The sequence below is a fragment of the Hungatella hominis genome, from assembly GCF_014288005.1.
GTDB classification, from domain to species: domain Bacteria; phylum Bacillota; class Clostridia; order Lachnospirales; family Lachnospiraceae; genus Hungatella; species Hungatella effluvii.
Window position 1 is genome coordinate 338282 of record NZ_JACOPB010000004.1, and the last position, 16512, is coordinate 354793.

11 protein-coding genes and 1 pseudogene are annotated in these 16512 nt (G+C 50.0%); 1 reads left to right on the top strand and 11 read right to left on the bottom strand.

All coding sequences use genetic code 11. From position 1 onward, the window contains the following. Nucleotides 1-113 precede the first annotated feature (113 nt). The 9 genes and pseudogenes from H8S75_RS12035 to H8S75_RS12075 all read right to left on the bottom strand — a co-directional run bounded on the left by H8S75_RS12035 (nt 114) and on the right by H8S75_RS12075 (nt 12597). Nucleotides 114-692, bottom strand: a complete 579-nt coding sequence (locus H8S75_RS12035) for a glycerol-3-phosphate responsive antiterminator (RefSeq protein WP_055657413.1) — start codon at nt 690-692, stop codon at nt 114-116. Next, on the bottom strand, nt 685-4056 hold the full coding sequence (locus H8S75_RS12040; protein WP_187021845.1) for an ATP-binding protein: 3372 nt from the start codon (nt 4054-4056) through the stop codon (nt 685-687). The genes H8S75_RS12035 and H8S75_RS12040 overlap by 8 nt, the downstream gene beginning before the upstream one ends. Further along, nucleotides 4040-4687 (bottom strand): annotated as a pseudogene (locus H8S75_RS12045) (DUF4194 domain-containing protein); the annotation flags it as partial. The gene H8S75_RS12040 and the pseudogene H8S75_RS12045, both read right to left, overlap by 17 nt. After that, nucleotides 4687-6063 carry a Wadjet anti-phage system protein JetA family protein gene (locus H8S75_RS12050; RefSeq protein WP_187021846.1) on the bottom strand — a complete coding sequence of 459 codons (1377 nt, stop codon included), beginning with the start codon at nt 6061-6063 and terminating at the stop codon, nt 4687-4689. The gene H8S75_RS12050 and the pseudogene H8S75_RS12045, both read right to left, overlap by 1 nt. Next, nucleotides 6050-7774, bottom strand: coding sequence for a GGDEF domain-containing protein (locus H8S75_RS12055; RefSeq protein WP_187021847.1), 1725 nt, complete (start codon nt 7772-7774; stop codon nt 6050-6052). Before H8S75_RS12055 ends, H8S75_RS12050 begins: the two co-directional genes overlap by 14 nt. Before the next feature lie 147 nt (nt 7775-7921). Further along, entirely contained in the window at nt 7922-8506 is a 585-nt protein-coding gene (locus H8S75_RS12060; RefSeq protein ID WP_055657406.1) for a sugar O-acetyltransferase, read from the bottom strand. A gap of 20 nt (nt 8507-8526) precedes the next feature. Beyond that, nucleotides 8527-9729, bottom strand: a complete 1203-nt coding sequence (locus H8S75_RS12065; RefSeq protein WP_187021848.1) for an acetate/propionate family kinase — start codon at nt 9727-9729, stop codon at nt 8527-8529. Between the two features lie 167 nt (nt 9730-9896). Further along, nucleotides 9897-10913: a helix-turn-helix domain-containing protein gene (locus H8S75_RS12070; protein ID WP_187021849.1), complete on the bottom strand. Its 1017-nt coding sequence runs from the start codon at nt 10911-10913 to the stop codon at nt 9897-9899. A gap of 184 nt (nt 10914-11097) precedes the next feature. Further along, the gene (locus tag H8S75_RS12075; RefSeq protein WP_187021850.1) at nt 11098-12597 is read right to left on the bottom strand and encodes a TRM11 family SAM-dependent methyltransferase; all 1500 of its coding nucleotides are present in this window, start codon (nt 12595-12597) and stop codon (nt 11098-11100) included. A 539-nt stretch (nt 12598-13136) separates the two neighbouring features. On the opposite strand from H8S75_RS12075, the gene H8S75_RS12080 reads away from it, so the two are divergent. Next, nucleotides 13137-14543 carry an N-acetylmuramoyl-L-alanine amidase family protein gene (locus tag H8S75_RS12080; protein WP_187021851.1) on the top strand — a complete coding sequence of 469 codons (1407 nt, stop codon included), beginning with the start codon at nt 13137-13139 and terminating at the stop codon, nt 14541-14543. A 112-nt stretch (nt 14544-14655) separates the two neighbouring features. On the opposite strand, the gene H8S75_RS12085 is transcribed toward H8S75_RS12080, so the two are convergent. Both H8S75_RS12085 and H8S75_RS12090 read right to left on the bottom strand, forming a co-directional pair. Beyond that, nucleotides 14656-15501, bottom strand: a complete 846-nt coding sequence (locus H8S75_RS12085) for a sugar phosphate isomerase/epimerase family protein (RefSeq protein ID WP_187021852.1) — start codon at nt 15499-15501, stop codon at nt 14656-14658. Then, nucleotides 15495-16508: a Gfo/Idh/MocA family protein gene (locus H8S75_RS12090; protein ID WP_187021853.1), complete on the bottom strand. Its 1014-nt coding sequence runs from the start codon at nt 16506-16508 to the stop codon at nt 15495-15497. The genes H8S75_RS12085 and H8S75_RS12090 overlap by 7 nt, the downstream gene beginning before the upstream one ends. Between the last annotated feature and the right edge of the window lie 4 nt (nt 16509-16512).

Here is a 16512-nt window from a genome sequence, read left to right on the forward strand (position 1 = left end):
TCACAGCTTTTTCATTTTTGCAAACATTTGTTCGTGTTTTCCATGATTTTCTGTTTTCCCATTTTCGGGAAGGACAGGCCCCTGTTTTCAGCAGGAAAATAAAGGGATTCCGCTCACATAAACCACACCCTCTGATTCGTCACCGATATCGCAACCGCCCCCGCATTCAGCGCATTCATCACATCCTCCTTATCGGAGATCAGACCGCCTGCGATGATGGGCACGTTCACGGTACTGCACAGCTTCTTGATGATCTTCGGCATCAGCCCCGGCAGAATCTCCACCGCGTCGGGCACCAGGGAGGCGCACTGTTTTTCGATATTTCCAAAGGCCATGGAATCTATCACGAAGATCCTCAGGATTCCGAACAGCCCCAGCTCCTTGGCCCGCTTGACCAGCTGGGGTTTCGTGGAAATGATCCCGTCCACTCCGGTATGCTCCCGGATAAAATCGACGGCCACCTCTTTATTTCCCAGTCCGTTGATCAGATCCATGTGCACAAACACCATTTTCCCGGCGCTTTTTGCGATCTCCACATACCGGCCTACACTGCAGATATCGCCAAACAGCAGAAATATAATCTGGCTCTCAGAGTATAAGCATTCTTTCAGCCCCGTCTCATCCTTTACCGCGGCGATTACCGGACAGTCCTCCAGTATCACTCTGAACTTCCTCTTTTTATCATCAATCATCTTCTTCCCCCTCATCCAGTTCCTTCATCAGCTGCGGAAAGCTTTCCCGCTCAAATTCCTGAATCGATATTGACTTCTTATTTGGATTGGCGAATACGAATGTCTTATCCACATTCTCCACGTAATTCTGAATCTTATCATTGGTAGCGCTTATGATCGCCTGGAAGCCGAGGCCGCGGATCAGTTCAATACAGCTGGCCACCTTCTCCGCATCCATCTTGGAAAATGCCTCGTCCAGCACCACCAGACGGATCGTCGGATTTCTCCGGACGCTCTCCGGCATACTGATGCGGTACGCCTGCGCGAAGCTGGCCAGAAGCGCCACATAGAGCGGGTTCTGCCCCTCGCCGCCGGAATTCTTCTTGATCATCTTGCTCAGGCGGATCCGGATTACCTCATCCTCATTCTGGATCAGCTGCTGCATATCGAAGGATAAGTATGTCCGGTAATCGGCATACTTGTCCATATTGCGTTTGGCCTCCTCCATCTGCTCCGGCGTCGCATTATCCGGCGGGATAAAGACGTTAATCAGTTCCTCTATCAGCTCCCCGTACTGACTCTCATGCTCCATCGTGAACAAATTCATCTGGTTGTCCACAGCTTCACTGAGCTCGTTGGGATTGACCTCCAGGGAATCGTCCATGAACATATCGTAAAAGCGGCCGTCTGCCCCTTTATTTTTGCCGATAACAAACTGGTATTTGTCCTTGCCGAAATCGAGGCGGCTGATGATGCGGTTCAGTTCGTCCTTTCGCTGAAGCGCCTCCCGGATAGCGCTCCTGATCTTAAACATAAAGTCGTCCTTAAAATGCTCCACTGCCGACCGCGCCTGCTCGGCCGCGATCTGGCGGTACTCCTCCAGATGACCGCACGCCAGAATCTCCATCAGCTTCTCATATTCCCGGTTGTCCCTGGACGTGATGGAGAAATTCCGGTTCGGATACTTTCTCGCGTACTCTCCCCTGGCGTCCATCAGCGTCTGAAACGCCTGGTCCCTGGCCTCCGCCGCAGCATTCAGTCTTCCGGTAAAGTAATCCTTAAGTTTCTCATACCGCGGATTTTCTTTTCCAGCCATGTACTCTGCAAACTCCGCCTCCAGCAAATCGTCCTGCATAAATTCCCGGTCCTTTGCCAGCAGCTCCTGCTCCACTGCGGTGACTGCCTGGGCCATCTGGGTGATCCTTGTGTTGATCTCGTAAATCCGGCGGCTCACTGCGTCCCGTTCTCTCCTCTTGCCGTCGGCAAGGGCTGAAACCGCGCTCCGCTCTTTCTCCCACTGGTCCACATTTTCTTCTTTCAGTTTTAAAAGCTTCTGCTCCAGCCTCTTCTTTTCCTTCTGCCGCTCCTTCAAATCTCCCATATCCTTCTGCCACTCCAGATAGACGGAGATCTCCTCGCTTAACTGCTCCAGGCTTAATACGGCCTCACATTCCCTGACCGTCGTCTCTTCCGGAGCCCGCTTTTTCTCCATTTCCGACAGGGATTTCTCCAGAAGGCGGATTCTCTGTCTCACACTGTCCTTACCGATATAGGCGGATTTCGTGTACTGCTCCGGATTCATCTGCTGCAGCCGGAACGTGTGGTAGACCATGCAGTCCGGCGTCACGCCGATGCGGCAGCCGCGAAGCTCATCGATGCTCCTGCACTTGACCACCTGACCCAGAAGCCGCTCCAGATACGGCTTTAAATACGCCTCCCGCACCTCAACTTCCTCGCAAAGCGCATCTTCCAGAACGGTCGGCGTATCCTTTCCAGCTTTTTCCGTATCGAGAACGGCCACGTGGAAGTATTCATTTTTGTCCAGTTCACTGTATATTCTTAGGGCATCCTCCGCGTATGCCGGCGGCACCACAAGGGAAAGCTTATTGCCTCCTAAATATCCTTCGACCGCATTTCTCCATTCCTCGTTGCGGATATCTAAGAGATCGGCCATGACGTGAACCTCCACAGCCTTTCCCGTCTCCTCCAGCAGCCTTCGCTGAATATAGGTCCGGGCATGCTCCAGATACTTGGGATACGCCTTGCTTCCGGCCTTTAACTGAGCCAGCTCCTCTTTCAGCTGGCGCTCCTGACGCTTCAAATCGCGAAGGACGGCGGCGGCCTCACTCTTTAAATCCTCCGCCTCCTTCCGCATCTCTGCAATGGACTTTTTTAAACGTTCCAGCTTCTCCCCGTCGATGGTGTTTTTCTCAAACTCCTCAATGTCCCAGATCGTCTGGTTCGACGTAGTCTCCTGGTCGATCCATACATTTAGGCGTTCCGCGGTCTGGCGCCATTTGACCTCACTCTTATTCAAATGCTCCATCAGCTCGTTTAAGGATTCCAGACGCGTCTTTAAATCCTCGTATCCGGTGGAGGATATCCGTTTCAGCAGTTCCTCTCCCTGGGCGGTCAGTTCTGCGATCTGTTCGTCGAGGCCGTCCTTTAAGCTCTCCTGCTTCTGAAGATCGTCTCTGGAAAGCGCCGCCTTATCCGTCAGTTCTCCAGCCCTTTCTTTCAGCTCCAGAATCTCAAGTCTGCCCGTAAAGTAACCGTTTTTCCGGATATTCTCTTCCTTCTCCAGGACGAGGCCGTACTTCTCCTGCATCTCCTTCAGGATCGAAATCTCTATGTAAGTGTCTTCAATCTTCTTTCTCATGCGCCCGTACTGCATGACGCTCTCCTGCATGTCATCGATATGGATATCCTGCTCCATGCAGATGTATTCCTTCACGAAATCTTCCAGGCGGATGTTCATGCGGAACGGGATCGCCCGCTTAAACAGCAGCGGAAATTTCTCAGAGTCCAGGCCGCCTAAATACACATCGTAAAGCTGCCTGCGGAACCGTTCGTTGTGAGAAGTGGCGAAATACTCTTCTTTGCCGTAATGGCTCTGTAACCAGCCTTCCACCTCCGCAATGGACATCGTCCGTCTGGCCGTCCGGTAACCGCTGTCCCACAGAGGCCCGCGGTGCCAGAAGAAACGTCTCGATATCTCATTAGTCGATGTGTCCACATCGAATACAATGCCCACGCACTGGCATTCTTCTGTATCCGTGCGCTGCAGCTCCAGAACAATGGTGCTGGAGAAATTCTGATTCCGCAGGTAAGCGAACTCGTTGTTCTCTCCAATGTTCACCATCCCCCGCAGATACTCAATCAAGTTCCGGTCGGAGTCATCCGCGGCCGCCTTATTGAAAAATCCGCGGCCATCCGTGTTGGCATAGAGCACAATCTGCATGGCGTCGATCACCGTGGACTTTCCGCTCCCTGAATGCCCGGTAAAAAAATTGATTTCCCGGTTAAAGGACAGCGTTTTGCGGTTGATATAATGCCAGTTATTTAAACAGATCCGGGACAGGGCCTCAAATCTCTGATTCGTCATCGTTCTCTTCTCCTTCGCCAAATGATTCCAGCAGCACCCGCACATCGTCGCCGAACAGCACCACATTGATGCACGGATAGATAATCAGTCTGCTGTCGCCATTTAAATCTTCCAGCAGGTCCAGCGGCTCCACCACCTGGTATTTTTTCAGCAGGGTGACCGCCCTTCTGATGTCGGTGGGCGACGGCTGCTTTTTGAACAGCCGGTAATTTCCCAGCTTCTCATGCATTTCTCCCAGCGACGTGTAGATATTGACGCTGGTGGAGACCGTGGCCATCTGCTCGTCGTAAATCAGCTTTAATATCAGTAAGTAAAGAGTGGCCAGCTTTGGAAGCTTGTCGCCCACCAGGGTCTCCCCCTGGATGTAAATGACTCCCATCTGGCTGTTCTCCACCACCGACACGCCGCTGACGGCAAAATACTTCCGCAGAAATTCCAGATGCTTGTTGCAGATCCGAAACTCCCGGTTATTGGTAAAACGTCCGGAACGCTTCTCGTATTTCCGTTCCAGCACAAACGTCTGACGAAGCAGAAGCTTAACGGCTTCCGTTACCTCCTGCTGCTCTTCCGGCAAAAGGCTGTCATAATAGGGGAGCCCCAAATTTACTGTCGTCTCTTCCTCGTACCCCATTAAGATTTCCTCCTTATAAATGTCAGCTTTGGATAACGGTATCCTCCGCTCTCTATCATCTCCGGCTCTCCATCCGCTTCTTCCACCCGGTAGAGGCTCTTTCGCCTGGTGGAATAGTCGTAGGCCAGAATCAGTTTCTCAAAGTCTTCACCAGAGCGAACGGAACCATCTGTTACCTCCATACGCCCCTCTTCCATGTTCTCCTCGATGAAGTTCTCGATCTCTTTTTTGCTGTAGCGGTTTTTCAGCTTATTTAAGTTCAGGATCTCTTCCCTGGAAAGCTCCTCCGCCTCTTCCTCCGCCTCCAGATTCCCGGTGAAGTCGGCCTTTGGCCGTCTCCTCTTGTATAAGGATTTCTCGGACAAGATGGTCATCTGCGACAGGTTCATGTGCTCTCCCACCTCCCGGATCCGTTCCTCCTGCTCCTCGCCTTCGGATAGATGGTTCAGCAGCTGTATGACCAGCCCTTTCATATTATCATCCTGGTTGAGTAAGTAGTTAAGCCTTGTCACCGTGGCGCGGATATATCTGGAATGCTCCCGGTCCATGTTGGATATCCGGTGTTCGATGCTGTCGAAGCCCCTCTCGATCTGGTCCAGCTTCTCTGCGATATCGGCGGCAGATACCTTTCCTCCGCTCCGTCTGCTCATCTGCTCCATCCATTCCGTGTCCTCCCGCATGGCCGCGATCCATCTTTTGATGTCGGTCTTATAGAGGTAAAAATTGTCGGAGGTCTTTAAAATGTGGTATTTCTTCTTCACAATCTCCTCCACATACCCCTCTAAATGATCCCGGAGAAGGTCTTCATACGACTTCTGTTCCAACAGGCTTGCAAAGAATTTGTCCATATTATGCAGCATATCCTGCAGCGTCTTGTTCAGCCGTTTCGTATTGACAAATGCCGTATTCAGCAGGCTGATGCTGGCCCTCGGATCATTCTTTAAGGAAAACAATATGGCGTATACATTCTGAATGTATATCTGCGTCTCATCCTCATCCTCGCTGTCAAGCCGCAAAAAAGCCTCTGTCATGACGGCGGCGTAGTCCGGAATCACAATATACACCGTCATAGAGGCATAATCGTCCACTTTTCTGAGCCATCCGGTCTTTAAAAGCCAGTTGAGCACCCTCGTGGCCGGCGGTTCCAGCGTATCCAGTTCATCCTCCAGCTCATCCTGCCAGATCACGTACCGCTTCTTTGCAAAATACTCACTTAATACCTGGATGCAGACCTCACGGCTCAAAAAGTAGTTGCTGTATTCATATTCCTCATTGATTCTCAATAGTGCTTCTATGTAGGTGGACCGGTTCACAGAGCGGAACAGCCCCCAGAACCGGTCCGGTATTTCTTCCATCAGTTTCTTATTCTGTTTCATTCTTTATGCCTCCGCAGCCACATTCCGGCGGTTCTAAACGCGTTTCATCCTGGTGCCGCTTCATCTGCTGCTTTTTCTCATACATGGTAAAATCGGCGCGGCGAAAGGCCAGATCGATTCCGCACTCGTCCTCCCTGGACCAGCCGACCGCCACCGAGACAGGAAATCCAAGCTTCGTCTCCCCCTCCTCCAGCTTCTTCTGAAGGCTGGCTGCAAAATCCTCCAGCTCTTTCCCGGTAATCCGGCCGGACAGGGCACAGAACTCGTCGCCTCCAATGCGGTAGAGCTCTTCCTTATCCTGAAAGGTAGCTTTCAGGGCATCTGCCACAAAGATCAGGGCCGCATCCCCCTTCTGATGCCCGCGCTGGTCATTGATCCGTTTTAAATCATTTAAATCGGCCACCACCACCATAGTACCGGAAATTCCGCTTCCGCGAAGCGCCTCCATCCTCTTTTCAAAGGCATTTCGGTTGGGCAGGCCGGTCAGCAGGTCTGTGTAAGCCATACGCTCCAAAAGTTCCCGTTTCACGCCTTCTTCCCGCTCCTCCACGATCTGGCGTACTGCGTAATAGACCAGAATGCAGAAAAATATCACCACTCCGATCTGGCTGAAATAGGCCGAGCTGATCTCCGGGCTGCACACGTAAAACCGCAAAATATCAAGGCAGGCAAACACGGCAAAGGACAGACAGGCCGCCATCAGCTGAATATCCCGCACCTTACCCCCGTGCAGTATACGCCAGACAAACTGGAATAAAAGCTCCGCCATAATCAGGACCAGAAGCACATGGGCTCCAATCAGACTCTCGATAAAATCGCGGATTCCGGCAATCTGAAGGACCGATACCACCACAACGTTGATACAGGACAGCCAGTAGAGCAGATTCAGCCATTTGTCCTTCGAAAAGCTTTCATAGGTTAGAATAAACCGGATACAGGTCGGCGGAATCAGATAAAAAAGAAGAAAGAGCATATTGGACACAAGCGGCGCCCGCCCCCACAGGATCTGGTATCCCCCGGACTCCAGCACGAGCCACATGCAGGTCACCAGCGAAAAAAGGCAGAGACAGCGCAGCTGATACGTCACATATTGTTTCTTAAAGCTGAAACTGTACGCCAGCAGCAGAAGTGCCGCCAGGATAATTGCAAAGTTAAAGATCATCGTCGGCATGCATTCATGGATAATCTGAAATACCAGCGCATTCTTAGTACCGATATAGACCTGGTTCAATTGGCCGGAAAGGCCGCTGTAATAGTTCTCAATTTCGATGGAAAGAGTCTTTCCCTGGCAGTCATCCGGAAGTCTGGCAATCACCCATGCGTTATAAGGCGCCTCTCCAAATGGAGTCTTCTGGCCGTATCCGAACTCCTCTATCATCTCCCCGTCCAGGAAAATCCTCACATACTGGTGAACAGCACGAACCATGACCGAATTGCCTCTGATCCCGTATTCACCAAGCGTTATGGAATAGCGGACCGGAATCCCCTTTTGCGGGGAAAATGGCCCCGGCAGCTGCGACACTGCCGTTTCTCCCTGATATTCCATACTCCAGTCACCCGTAATCACCACCGGCTTCTCACTGTCAAAGCGGACATCGGGAGCCTTCACAGTCCCGAGAAGCCATATAAAAATACAGAAAGAAAACGCCATCACAAGATACATGACGGCGGACTGGCTCCTTCTGTCACTTCCCGCTCGCTTCTTTTCCATGCCCGCACACCTCATTTCGTTCAAAGGTTACAGGAATATTATAACAAGAACACGGACTTGTGACAATCGAATTCTTTTTTCAATCCGTGACTGAACCCATATCTGGTTTTATAAGTGGCTGCAGACCGCCGGGGCGGTAACCACAGGTCAGAGATTATCTCTCATCACCCTGCACGGATTCCCATAGGCAATCTTATCCGAGGGAATATCCCTTGTCACGACACTTCCCGCCCCGATCACGACATTATCGCCGATCGTCACTCCCGGCATGATAATCGCACCGCCGCCGATCCACACGTTGCTGCCGATCCTGACAGGCGCCGTCTGCGTCTTGCAGAACGCAAAGGAACCATCCTCCTTCATCTCGCCGAACCGCTCTCCGGCGTTCGTGGGATGAAAGGCTGTATAGATCTGCACATTAGGTGCAATGAGGGCATTGTCACCAATGATAATCAGATTATCATCCAAAAAAGTACAGTTCATATTCACTTCGCAGTTATTGCCGAAATAGATGTTATTTCCGTAATCCACATAAAATGGCGCCGTTATCCAGAGGTTGGCCCCGCGTCCTCCCAGCATCCGTTCTAAGATCCGGTCCTTTTCGACGAAGTCTTCCGAATCTGTCCGGTTGTAATCGCGGACCAGATTCTTAGCCTCGTGCCATCGGTTCAGCAGCTCGCTGTCACCGCAGTCATACAGCTGTCCCGCCAGCATTTTTTCCCGTTCTGTCACACTAATCTCCTTTCTTCGCGTCAGCGGTACATCCGCGCCACTTCCGCCGCCTCTCTGGCGATCTCCAGTTCCTCATTGGTCTTAATGACCAGTACATTTACCCGTGACGTCCCGTCTGAGATCAGGAACGCCTCCGCCTCATCCCTGTTCTTTACCTCGTCTATGGTAATCCCCAGATATTCCAGATAACTGCATATCTCCATGCGGATATCGGAATCATTTTCCCCGACACCCGCGGTAAATACTATATTATCTACGCCGTTCATCGCAGCCGCATAGCTGCCCACATATTTAGCCACCCGGTAGGCAAAGATCTCCCTCGCCAGAGCCGCCTGACCGTTATACTTGATCTCCGCGTCCTTCAGTTCCCGGAAATCACTGGAAAAATTCCTTGAAATGCCCAGGACGCCTGATTCCTGATTGAGAATATCCAGTACCTGTGCAAAATCCAAATTTTCCTTCTTCGCCAGAAATTCCAGCGCTCCCGGATCGACATCTCCGCATCTCGTTCCCATGACCAGCCCCTCTAACGGTGTAAATCCCATGGAATTGTCCACTACCTGCCCGTATTTCACCGCACAAATGCTCGCTCCGTTTCCGAGGTGGCAGACGATGGTCTTCACCCGGCCCGGGTCCTGTCCCATAAATTCCGCAGCCCTCCGTGAGACATACTTATGACTGATCCCATGAAAACCGTAGCGGCGGATCCTGTGCCTCTCATAATACCGGTACGGAAGCCCATAGAGAAATGCCTTCGGCTCCATCGTCTGGTTGAACGCCGTATCAAATACCCCCACCATCAGCGTGTCCGGCATCAGTTTCCGGCAGGCCTCCACGCCAACCAGATTCGCAGGATTATGAAGCGGCGCAAGGTCGTTGCACTCCGTCATGGCCTGGGTCACCTCGTCCGTGATCACCACGGAACCCGTAAACTTTTCTCCGCCATGCACGAGCCTGTGTCCTATCACATCGATTTCCCGAAAATCCTTTATCACGCCTTTTTCCGGGTCCGCCAGCGTGTCAAGCAGCGTATGAACCGCCTGCGTATGGTTTTTCATCGGCACCGCCTCTTTTAAGGAAATACCGGTGCGGGTCCGGTATGTAAACCGTCCGTCTATTCCGATCCGCTCACATACCCCCTTCGCCAGTACCTCCTCGTTCTCCGAATCTATCACCTGGAATTTCAGCGAGGAACTGCCGCTGTTAATTACCAAAATTGTCATATCCGCTGTGCGCCCCCTTTCAGCCGTATCTGTCACTGTTTATTATACTTGACTTGCTCCCTGTTGGCAACGAAAAATAGGACGCTGTACAAAACGGCACCTTCGGAGCCGCAGCTTATCTGCCTGCCCGAAGGTGCCGTCATTTCTCCCTTTTAAACCGTGTCCGCTTATGCGTCCCAGTCGGTAAAAGCAACGCTGACCATCCCCATGCTGCATGAAACCTTATAGAAATTGGAATCCCCGGCGTTCATGGTCTGACTTCCGCCGATTCCGCTCAGTCTGTTGTCCCCGATTCTGACCTCGCCCATTCCCACGGAGGTACGGTAGCCGTAGTGCTCAGGTTCTTTGATGTATAAGCGGACCGATCCCATTCCGCAGTCCACGTAGCACTTTCCATACAGCTCGCCCCGTACTACAATCTCTCCCATTCCACATGTAATCTTTGACGCGTAGCTGATAAAGTCCTTCATGGTCACCTGGCCCGCTCCCACGCTCAAGGTACTCTCACCGGCGGTAATTCCCGCCCCGGTCAGCGTTCCCGCTCCAATATTCAGCTTCACCTTATCAAAATGATACCCCTGGGGAATCGTAATGATCATCTTTCTCTTCGAAAATGTATTTCTTCCGATGCGCAGAATATTCTTGTCAGCGATGTCACGAACCGTCCAGGTCCCGCCCGACACCTCGCTGATAATATCGCCCTCCTGATACCCCTCTGTTTCCAGGCTGAAGTCGCTGCCGGTCCTAATAACCGCAGCACACGCTCCAGCTCCGACAATCAGCTCACTGATACTGTGCATGCCATCATTCCTGGACGGTATCATAAGCAGGCTCTGGAATCTGGTCCTCTCGGCTTCCCGCCCCCGCTCCGATTCCCGTTTCTCAGAATCATCCGGTCCCATCGTAAAATTCACCTCCGGTTCTGCATCACGCAAACCGTCCGTGTCATGTACACTGCCACTCTGTATGCCCAAAAGTTCGTCCGTACTCACTCCTAATATCTGTGATAATGGAACCAGTGTCATAATATCCGGACAGGAAATCCCCGATTCCCATTTACTCACAGCCTGTGCCGATATTCCCAGCTGTTCCGCAAGCTGTGCCTGGGTCATTTTTTTCCGTTTTCTTAAATAAGCAATTCTTTCTCCCATAGTACCCGGGACAAATTCTCTTCGATCCTGCATCACACGATTCTCCTTCCGTCTCAGCGTCTGATTTTCACCGCGGTCTGTTGCGCTGTACAATTTTAAGATATCCTTAATCCACCTCAAAAATCAAGCAACCAGCGGTTGTTATCTGCAAAAATCAGCAAAAACAACCGCTGGTTGAGTATCTAAAACCAGTATATCACACTTTTATCTGTAGAGCTTAATTTATTTTCCGTTTCAAAACAAACACATAAGTCCCTTCCTTTAAAGAAATCTCGAACGTTTCAGCCAAAACAAATCCGTTGGCCGGCGCCATTTGCCTTACATACCCCGCGTTATGGGAATACAGAATCATGACACCATCATCTTTTAAAACACGCTTTACGGAAGAAAAAAATTCCGCATACAGGTTCCCGATCTCCTCCTCCGTTTTCCGTCCAATCTTAAAAGGCATATTTGTTATGATCTCATCAAACAGATACTCATGTTTAAAATCGAAAAAATCCCGGTTAATATAGTGGATAATCTGGCCTGCTGCCTCCGTATTCTTCCTGGCCTTTTCTACGGCCTCGTCTAAAATATCCAGGCCATACATGGTATTGCTCTTCACTGCCTTGTGGCGTTCGATCAGCATTGTTCCCACACCGCAAAACGGGTCCAGCACCTGTGCGCCCTCTTTCATATAGCGTTCTGCCAGCTTAACCGTCAGCGCCGCATTGACCGCCTTTAAGCTGGTTGGAATCACTTCCTTCCGGTATGAAAAGCGCTCATCCTTCAGGGTAAAAAGTTTAAGCAGGACATTGCAGTTTCCTTCTTTATTTTCAATAAGCCGTAACTCAAACTCATAATTGGAGGTTGTATTGATTAGCTTACGGCCGGACAACTTTTCTATTTTCGAAGAAAGTCTCCGTGTAAACGCGCTCTTTTTGCTGTGATCCATCCTGCACTTAAGCTCAACCCTGAAATAGTACGGCGGATTTCCCTCATGGCTCCTTGCCAAAAGCTTCAGAAGGTCAGATTTTACAATCATTTCCGCCGCTTTTTCCGCATCCATGGGGCAGGTTGGAAGCCCCTTTATGCTGAATAAAAGCTCCTGATACGTCCTGATCTCAGCCAGCCAGTTCAAATTCGGGACTCTGGCCATTACCCCGGCTCCAAATACCTTTGTTTTCGCATGGGGTTCCAGCCGCCGCAGTTCTTCTCTGGTAATCTCCTGAAAATTGCGGTTGGTCAAAAGCACAATGTCGAATGTCTCATCCTGTCCGCAAAACGGGTGCAGCAACACGCCTTCCCTGCTGATTATCATGGAAGATAACTCGCGGATTTCTTCCGTTATATGTTTTTCGTTCTCCGGAGTCAGCTTCATTTCCGCCAGCTCGTCCAACCGTTCCTTAAAAAATGCAAGGTACTGCCCATAATCGAAATTCTTAACTGCATTCAGATAGGAACTCTTGACAAACAACTGCTCCTCTATCCTGTATGCATGCAAAATGGGAACCAAATACTCCTGACTGCCCAAATCACCCATGAGCAGTGCAGCGTTCTTTCTTATTTTGGCATCCCCGTCCTGCAGCAGCAGAATAAGACGCTCTTCCTCCCCTGATATGCAGGTAAGTGCCGCCTCCCTGCCTCTTCCTTCTTTCATATCCTGTCTCAATTTACTTAAATTCTGCCGAACGTCCTGACCCTCTGTGATCTGATTCCAAGTCTCTTTTATCATATTTCTCCTTCTGTAAGCGCTTGCTTTCCTATCAGTATACTATAATTTTCCTCTCTTGTCATGAATCAGCCGGAAATATCAGCGCCGAAAGGCGCTTTTTTTTAATCAGGTCATTCGATACCTATTCTTTAAAATTTATTTTTCCACATCGTGCTGCCCTTTCCTTATTTTTTCTATACATCATAGGCAGGTGGGGCCCTCTTCTTTTTCTTACCACTTCTAGCGCATTCAATAGCCTGTCATTTCTTTTTCTCTTGTATTCAGTCAGATAATGTTGTATAATTTTGGTATGTTTTGGATACTATTTAATTCTTATAATGATAATTATGAGAATATATTGTATATTTTCCATATATTTTTTACTATTTTTTATATTATACTTCTGAGAGCTTGTACCCTGCGCCTCCTTTTCCCTATAGTTTTGAAAAAACAGCTGCAGCCACACCTGTTTTTTGTACTCATAATTATCATTATCTGCTTAAGTCGTTATATCCAAAGCACATATAAATGATTTATAAGATGACAAGGAGGTATCGGATATGGAAAAAAAAGAAAAAATAAAGACAACTCACAGGCGATTGCTTGTCACACTGGTTTTAATGATGAGCCTGGCGTGGAGTATGATTGCCATGGCAGGCGAACCAGGATGGCAGCAGGAGGATGGCCTTTGGCATTTTTATGACAAGGACGGGGTTATGGTTTGCGATGAATTTAAGAAATCAGGTAATTCATGGTTCTATCTCAATGAAGATGGTGTGATGGTCACAGGAGAGCTGATCGAAGATGGTGACGATCTCTATTATGCCAGCGAAGCGCCGGACCCGGATGATTCAAATGACAAGCGGATAGCGGGCGCGCTGGTGTCGAAGCAATGGATAGAAATTGGCAGCGGCAACTGGTACTTTTTCGGAAGTGACATGAAGGCTGTCAAAGGCCTTAAAACGATTAATCAAAAACTCTACTTTTTCGGAGAAGATGCGAAAGCTTTCCAGGGACTGCTGCAGTTTGACAGCGATACCTATTATTTTGGAGAAGATTATACTGCCTGGAAAGGCTGGTTAACGATTGGCAGTGACTGTTATTATTTTGGAGAAGACTTCAGGGCCTATAAAAACAAAAATGGAGTGACTATCGGCGGAGTTAAGTATTCATTTGACAGCGAAGGAAAACTTATGGAATTTGCAACTCCCAGTGTCGCGACAGCCAGACAGGCGCTGGAAAGCCTGACGTACAATGTTGATCAGGAAGATGCCAACAGTGAGGACGAATGCATCGATTATGTACAGAGCTACGCCCAGGAATATCTGGATCAGATACCCGGCAGCGACAGTATCTATATCAAAGCCAGCCCGAGCAACTGTACGCCGGCAGTGGCAGGTACAAGCTCCAAAAAAACAGGCACTGACGGCAAATTCAGATTTAAGTTTCTTATTACTCTCGATACCGATGAAGGGGAGATCGAAGGGATGACCAAACTCCTGACTCTTACGATCAAAGCCACCCCTTACCATTCCAGCAGTTCGGGAGGCAGTTCTTCCTCGGGAAGCGGTTCTTCCTCAGGAAGCCGTTCCGTAAGCCAGGCGCAGCAATACTTAGACGCAGTGGCCAGGCATTATACTGTATCCGGTACCTGGGAGGAGGATGGCGGCAAATGGAGACTTAAGAAACCAGACGGCTCCTATCTGACGGAGGCCTGGGCCTATCTCAGCGGCAAATGGTACTATATGGGTAAGGATACCTATATGATAACTGGTCTTACTGCCATTGGCGATCAGGTCTTTTACTTAAACCCCATAACCGGCGAGATGATGACCGGTTGGCAGCAACTAAATGGAACCTGGTATTATTTCTGTACAGACAAAGAGGGCAATCAGGGCGCTATGTTAAAGGACATCACCACACCTGACGGCTACCATGTTAATGAAGATGGTGTCTGGATTCCATAAAATCCGTATTAATACACTTCCGGTTCTATAAGATTATATAACCAAAAGGGTGCCGCAAAATCATGATTTTGCGGCACCCTCTGTACTCCTGCTTATATCGAAAGAGCTGTGCTCATCGGCCCAGCAGTTCGATCAGCCTGCCATGCGCCTTCTTATAAGCTGACACGCCATCCTGCTCCCTGCGCTCCCTTGCCCCCTGCTCCAGTTTATCCAGGCCGTCGAATGACACGAGATGCGGTTCCAGACTTAAAAATCCTTTATAGCCTGAAGAATCCAGCATGGACAGAATATCCTTCACATTGCCGTCACCATCCCCAGGAAGCACGACCTCGCCGTCTTCCTGAAGGGCATCCTTAATATGTATATAGAAGATATAGGGTTTCAGCATCTCATATGCCTCCAGCGTATCCTGGCCGCACTGGACAAAATTCGCAAAGTCAAAGACACCTTTAAAATGATCTCCATAAAATGTCTCCATAAGCTCCAGGCACCGGCTGGCTATGTCGCCGTAAATCTCCTTTTCATTTTCATGGAGAAGAACGACATCCTGTTCCACAGCATAATCCACCATACGCTTCATTCTGGAAAATACCTCTTCCTTATACTGCGCAGGATCTTCCCCTTCCAGTATGTAAAAGCTGAACATGCGGATATACCGTACTCCCCACAGCTTTGCCAATTCCACAACATGCCGGTATGTCTCGAAATGCGGTTCAAAGTCATCGGTAATCTTAATCTTTCCGATCGGTGATCCCACAGAAGAAACACTGATACCAGCCGCTTTCATCCGCTCTCCCAGTTCGGAAGCCATCTCAAGACTTAAGTCTGCCACGCCGGTTCCATCGGCGCTTCGAAGTTCTACATACTCCTGTCCCAGTTCCTTTAAAACACTTAGCTGCATATCAAAATCCTTATTGATTTCATCTGCAAATCCTGAAATTCTGCAGTCACTTAACATTTTTTCACCTCTTCAATTTTTCCTGCTGTCTCATAAGCCTTCAGCATGAGCCAGACGGTGTCCTTAATCTGTTCCAGGCCAACGGAAAATGGTTTTCCCTGCTCCACGCTTTCATAAAAGCTGTGAATACAGTCCATATGTCCAGCCCCCCAGTAGCTCTTGCCGAGATGTTCCCGGCCCGAGTAATCGATCGTTTTCGTCTCCCCATCGCTGCCCGCAATGGTGACCTTCAACTCCTCGATCCGAACCCTGGCCTTCTCGCATTCCAGCTCGATCATGGGCGGAACATCCGCCACATAGCTGGTAGTAGCATAGAAGCATGCCTTTTCTTCCCCGTAAGAGATGTAGGCCTCCATCGTGTCCTCCACCTCAATAATGCCCTTTAAATGGTGATTGGAGGTGGATGCTTCCATGGTCAGAGGCATCTTTCCGATCAGATACTGGATCAGGTCAAGCGTATGGATGGACTGATTGATCAGAGCGCCGCCGCCTTCCTTTTCAACCGTTCCGCGCCAGCCGCTCTCCGTATAGTAGCGTTCCTTTCTGCACCAGGTGACCAGGCCCCTGGCTCCCAGGATCCTGCCGAACTCACCGTTCTCAAGCCGTTCCTTCACCGCCGCAACGCTGGGATTAAACCGGTTCTGAAAGCAGACGCCCAGGGCTGCCCCGTTGTTCGCCTCTTTTTCCGCACGCTGAAGCGTCTCCCACTGCTCCTGGCTGATGACCGGGGGCTTCTCCATAAATGTATGAATTCCCCGCCTTAACGCCTCCGCTGCCATGGGCGTGTGAAGATAATGAGGCGTACAGATATGGAGGACGTCGATCTCCTCCTTCTCCAGCATCTGTTTCCAGTCGGTATAGGGGACTGCGCCGTACTCCCGGGCCATAGACTCCGCGCGTTCCGGAATTATATCTGCCACGGCAGCCAGTTTGCAGCCTTCCATTTTCATGATCGATTTCGCGTGTACTGCGGCAATGCTGCCGCATCCGATGATCGCACTCTTCATTTAT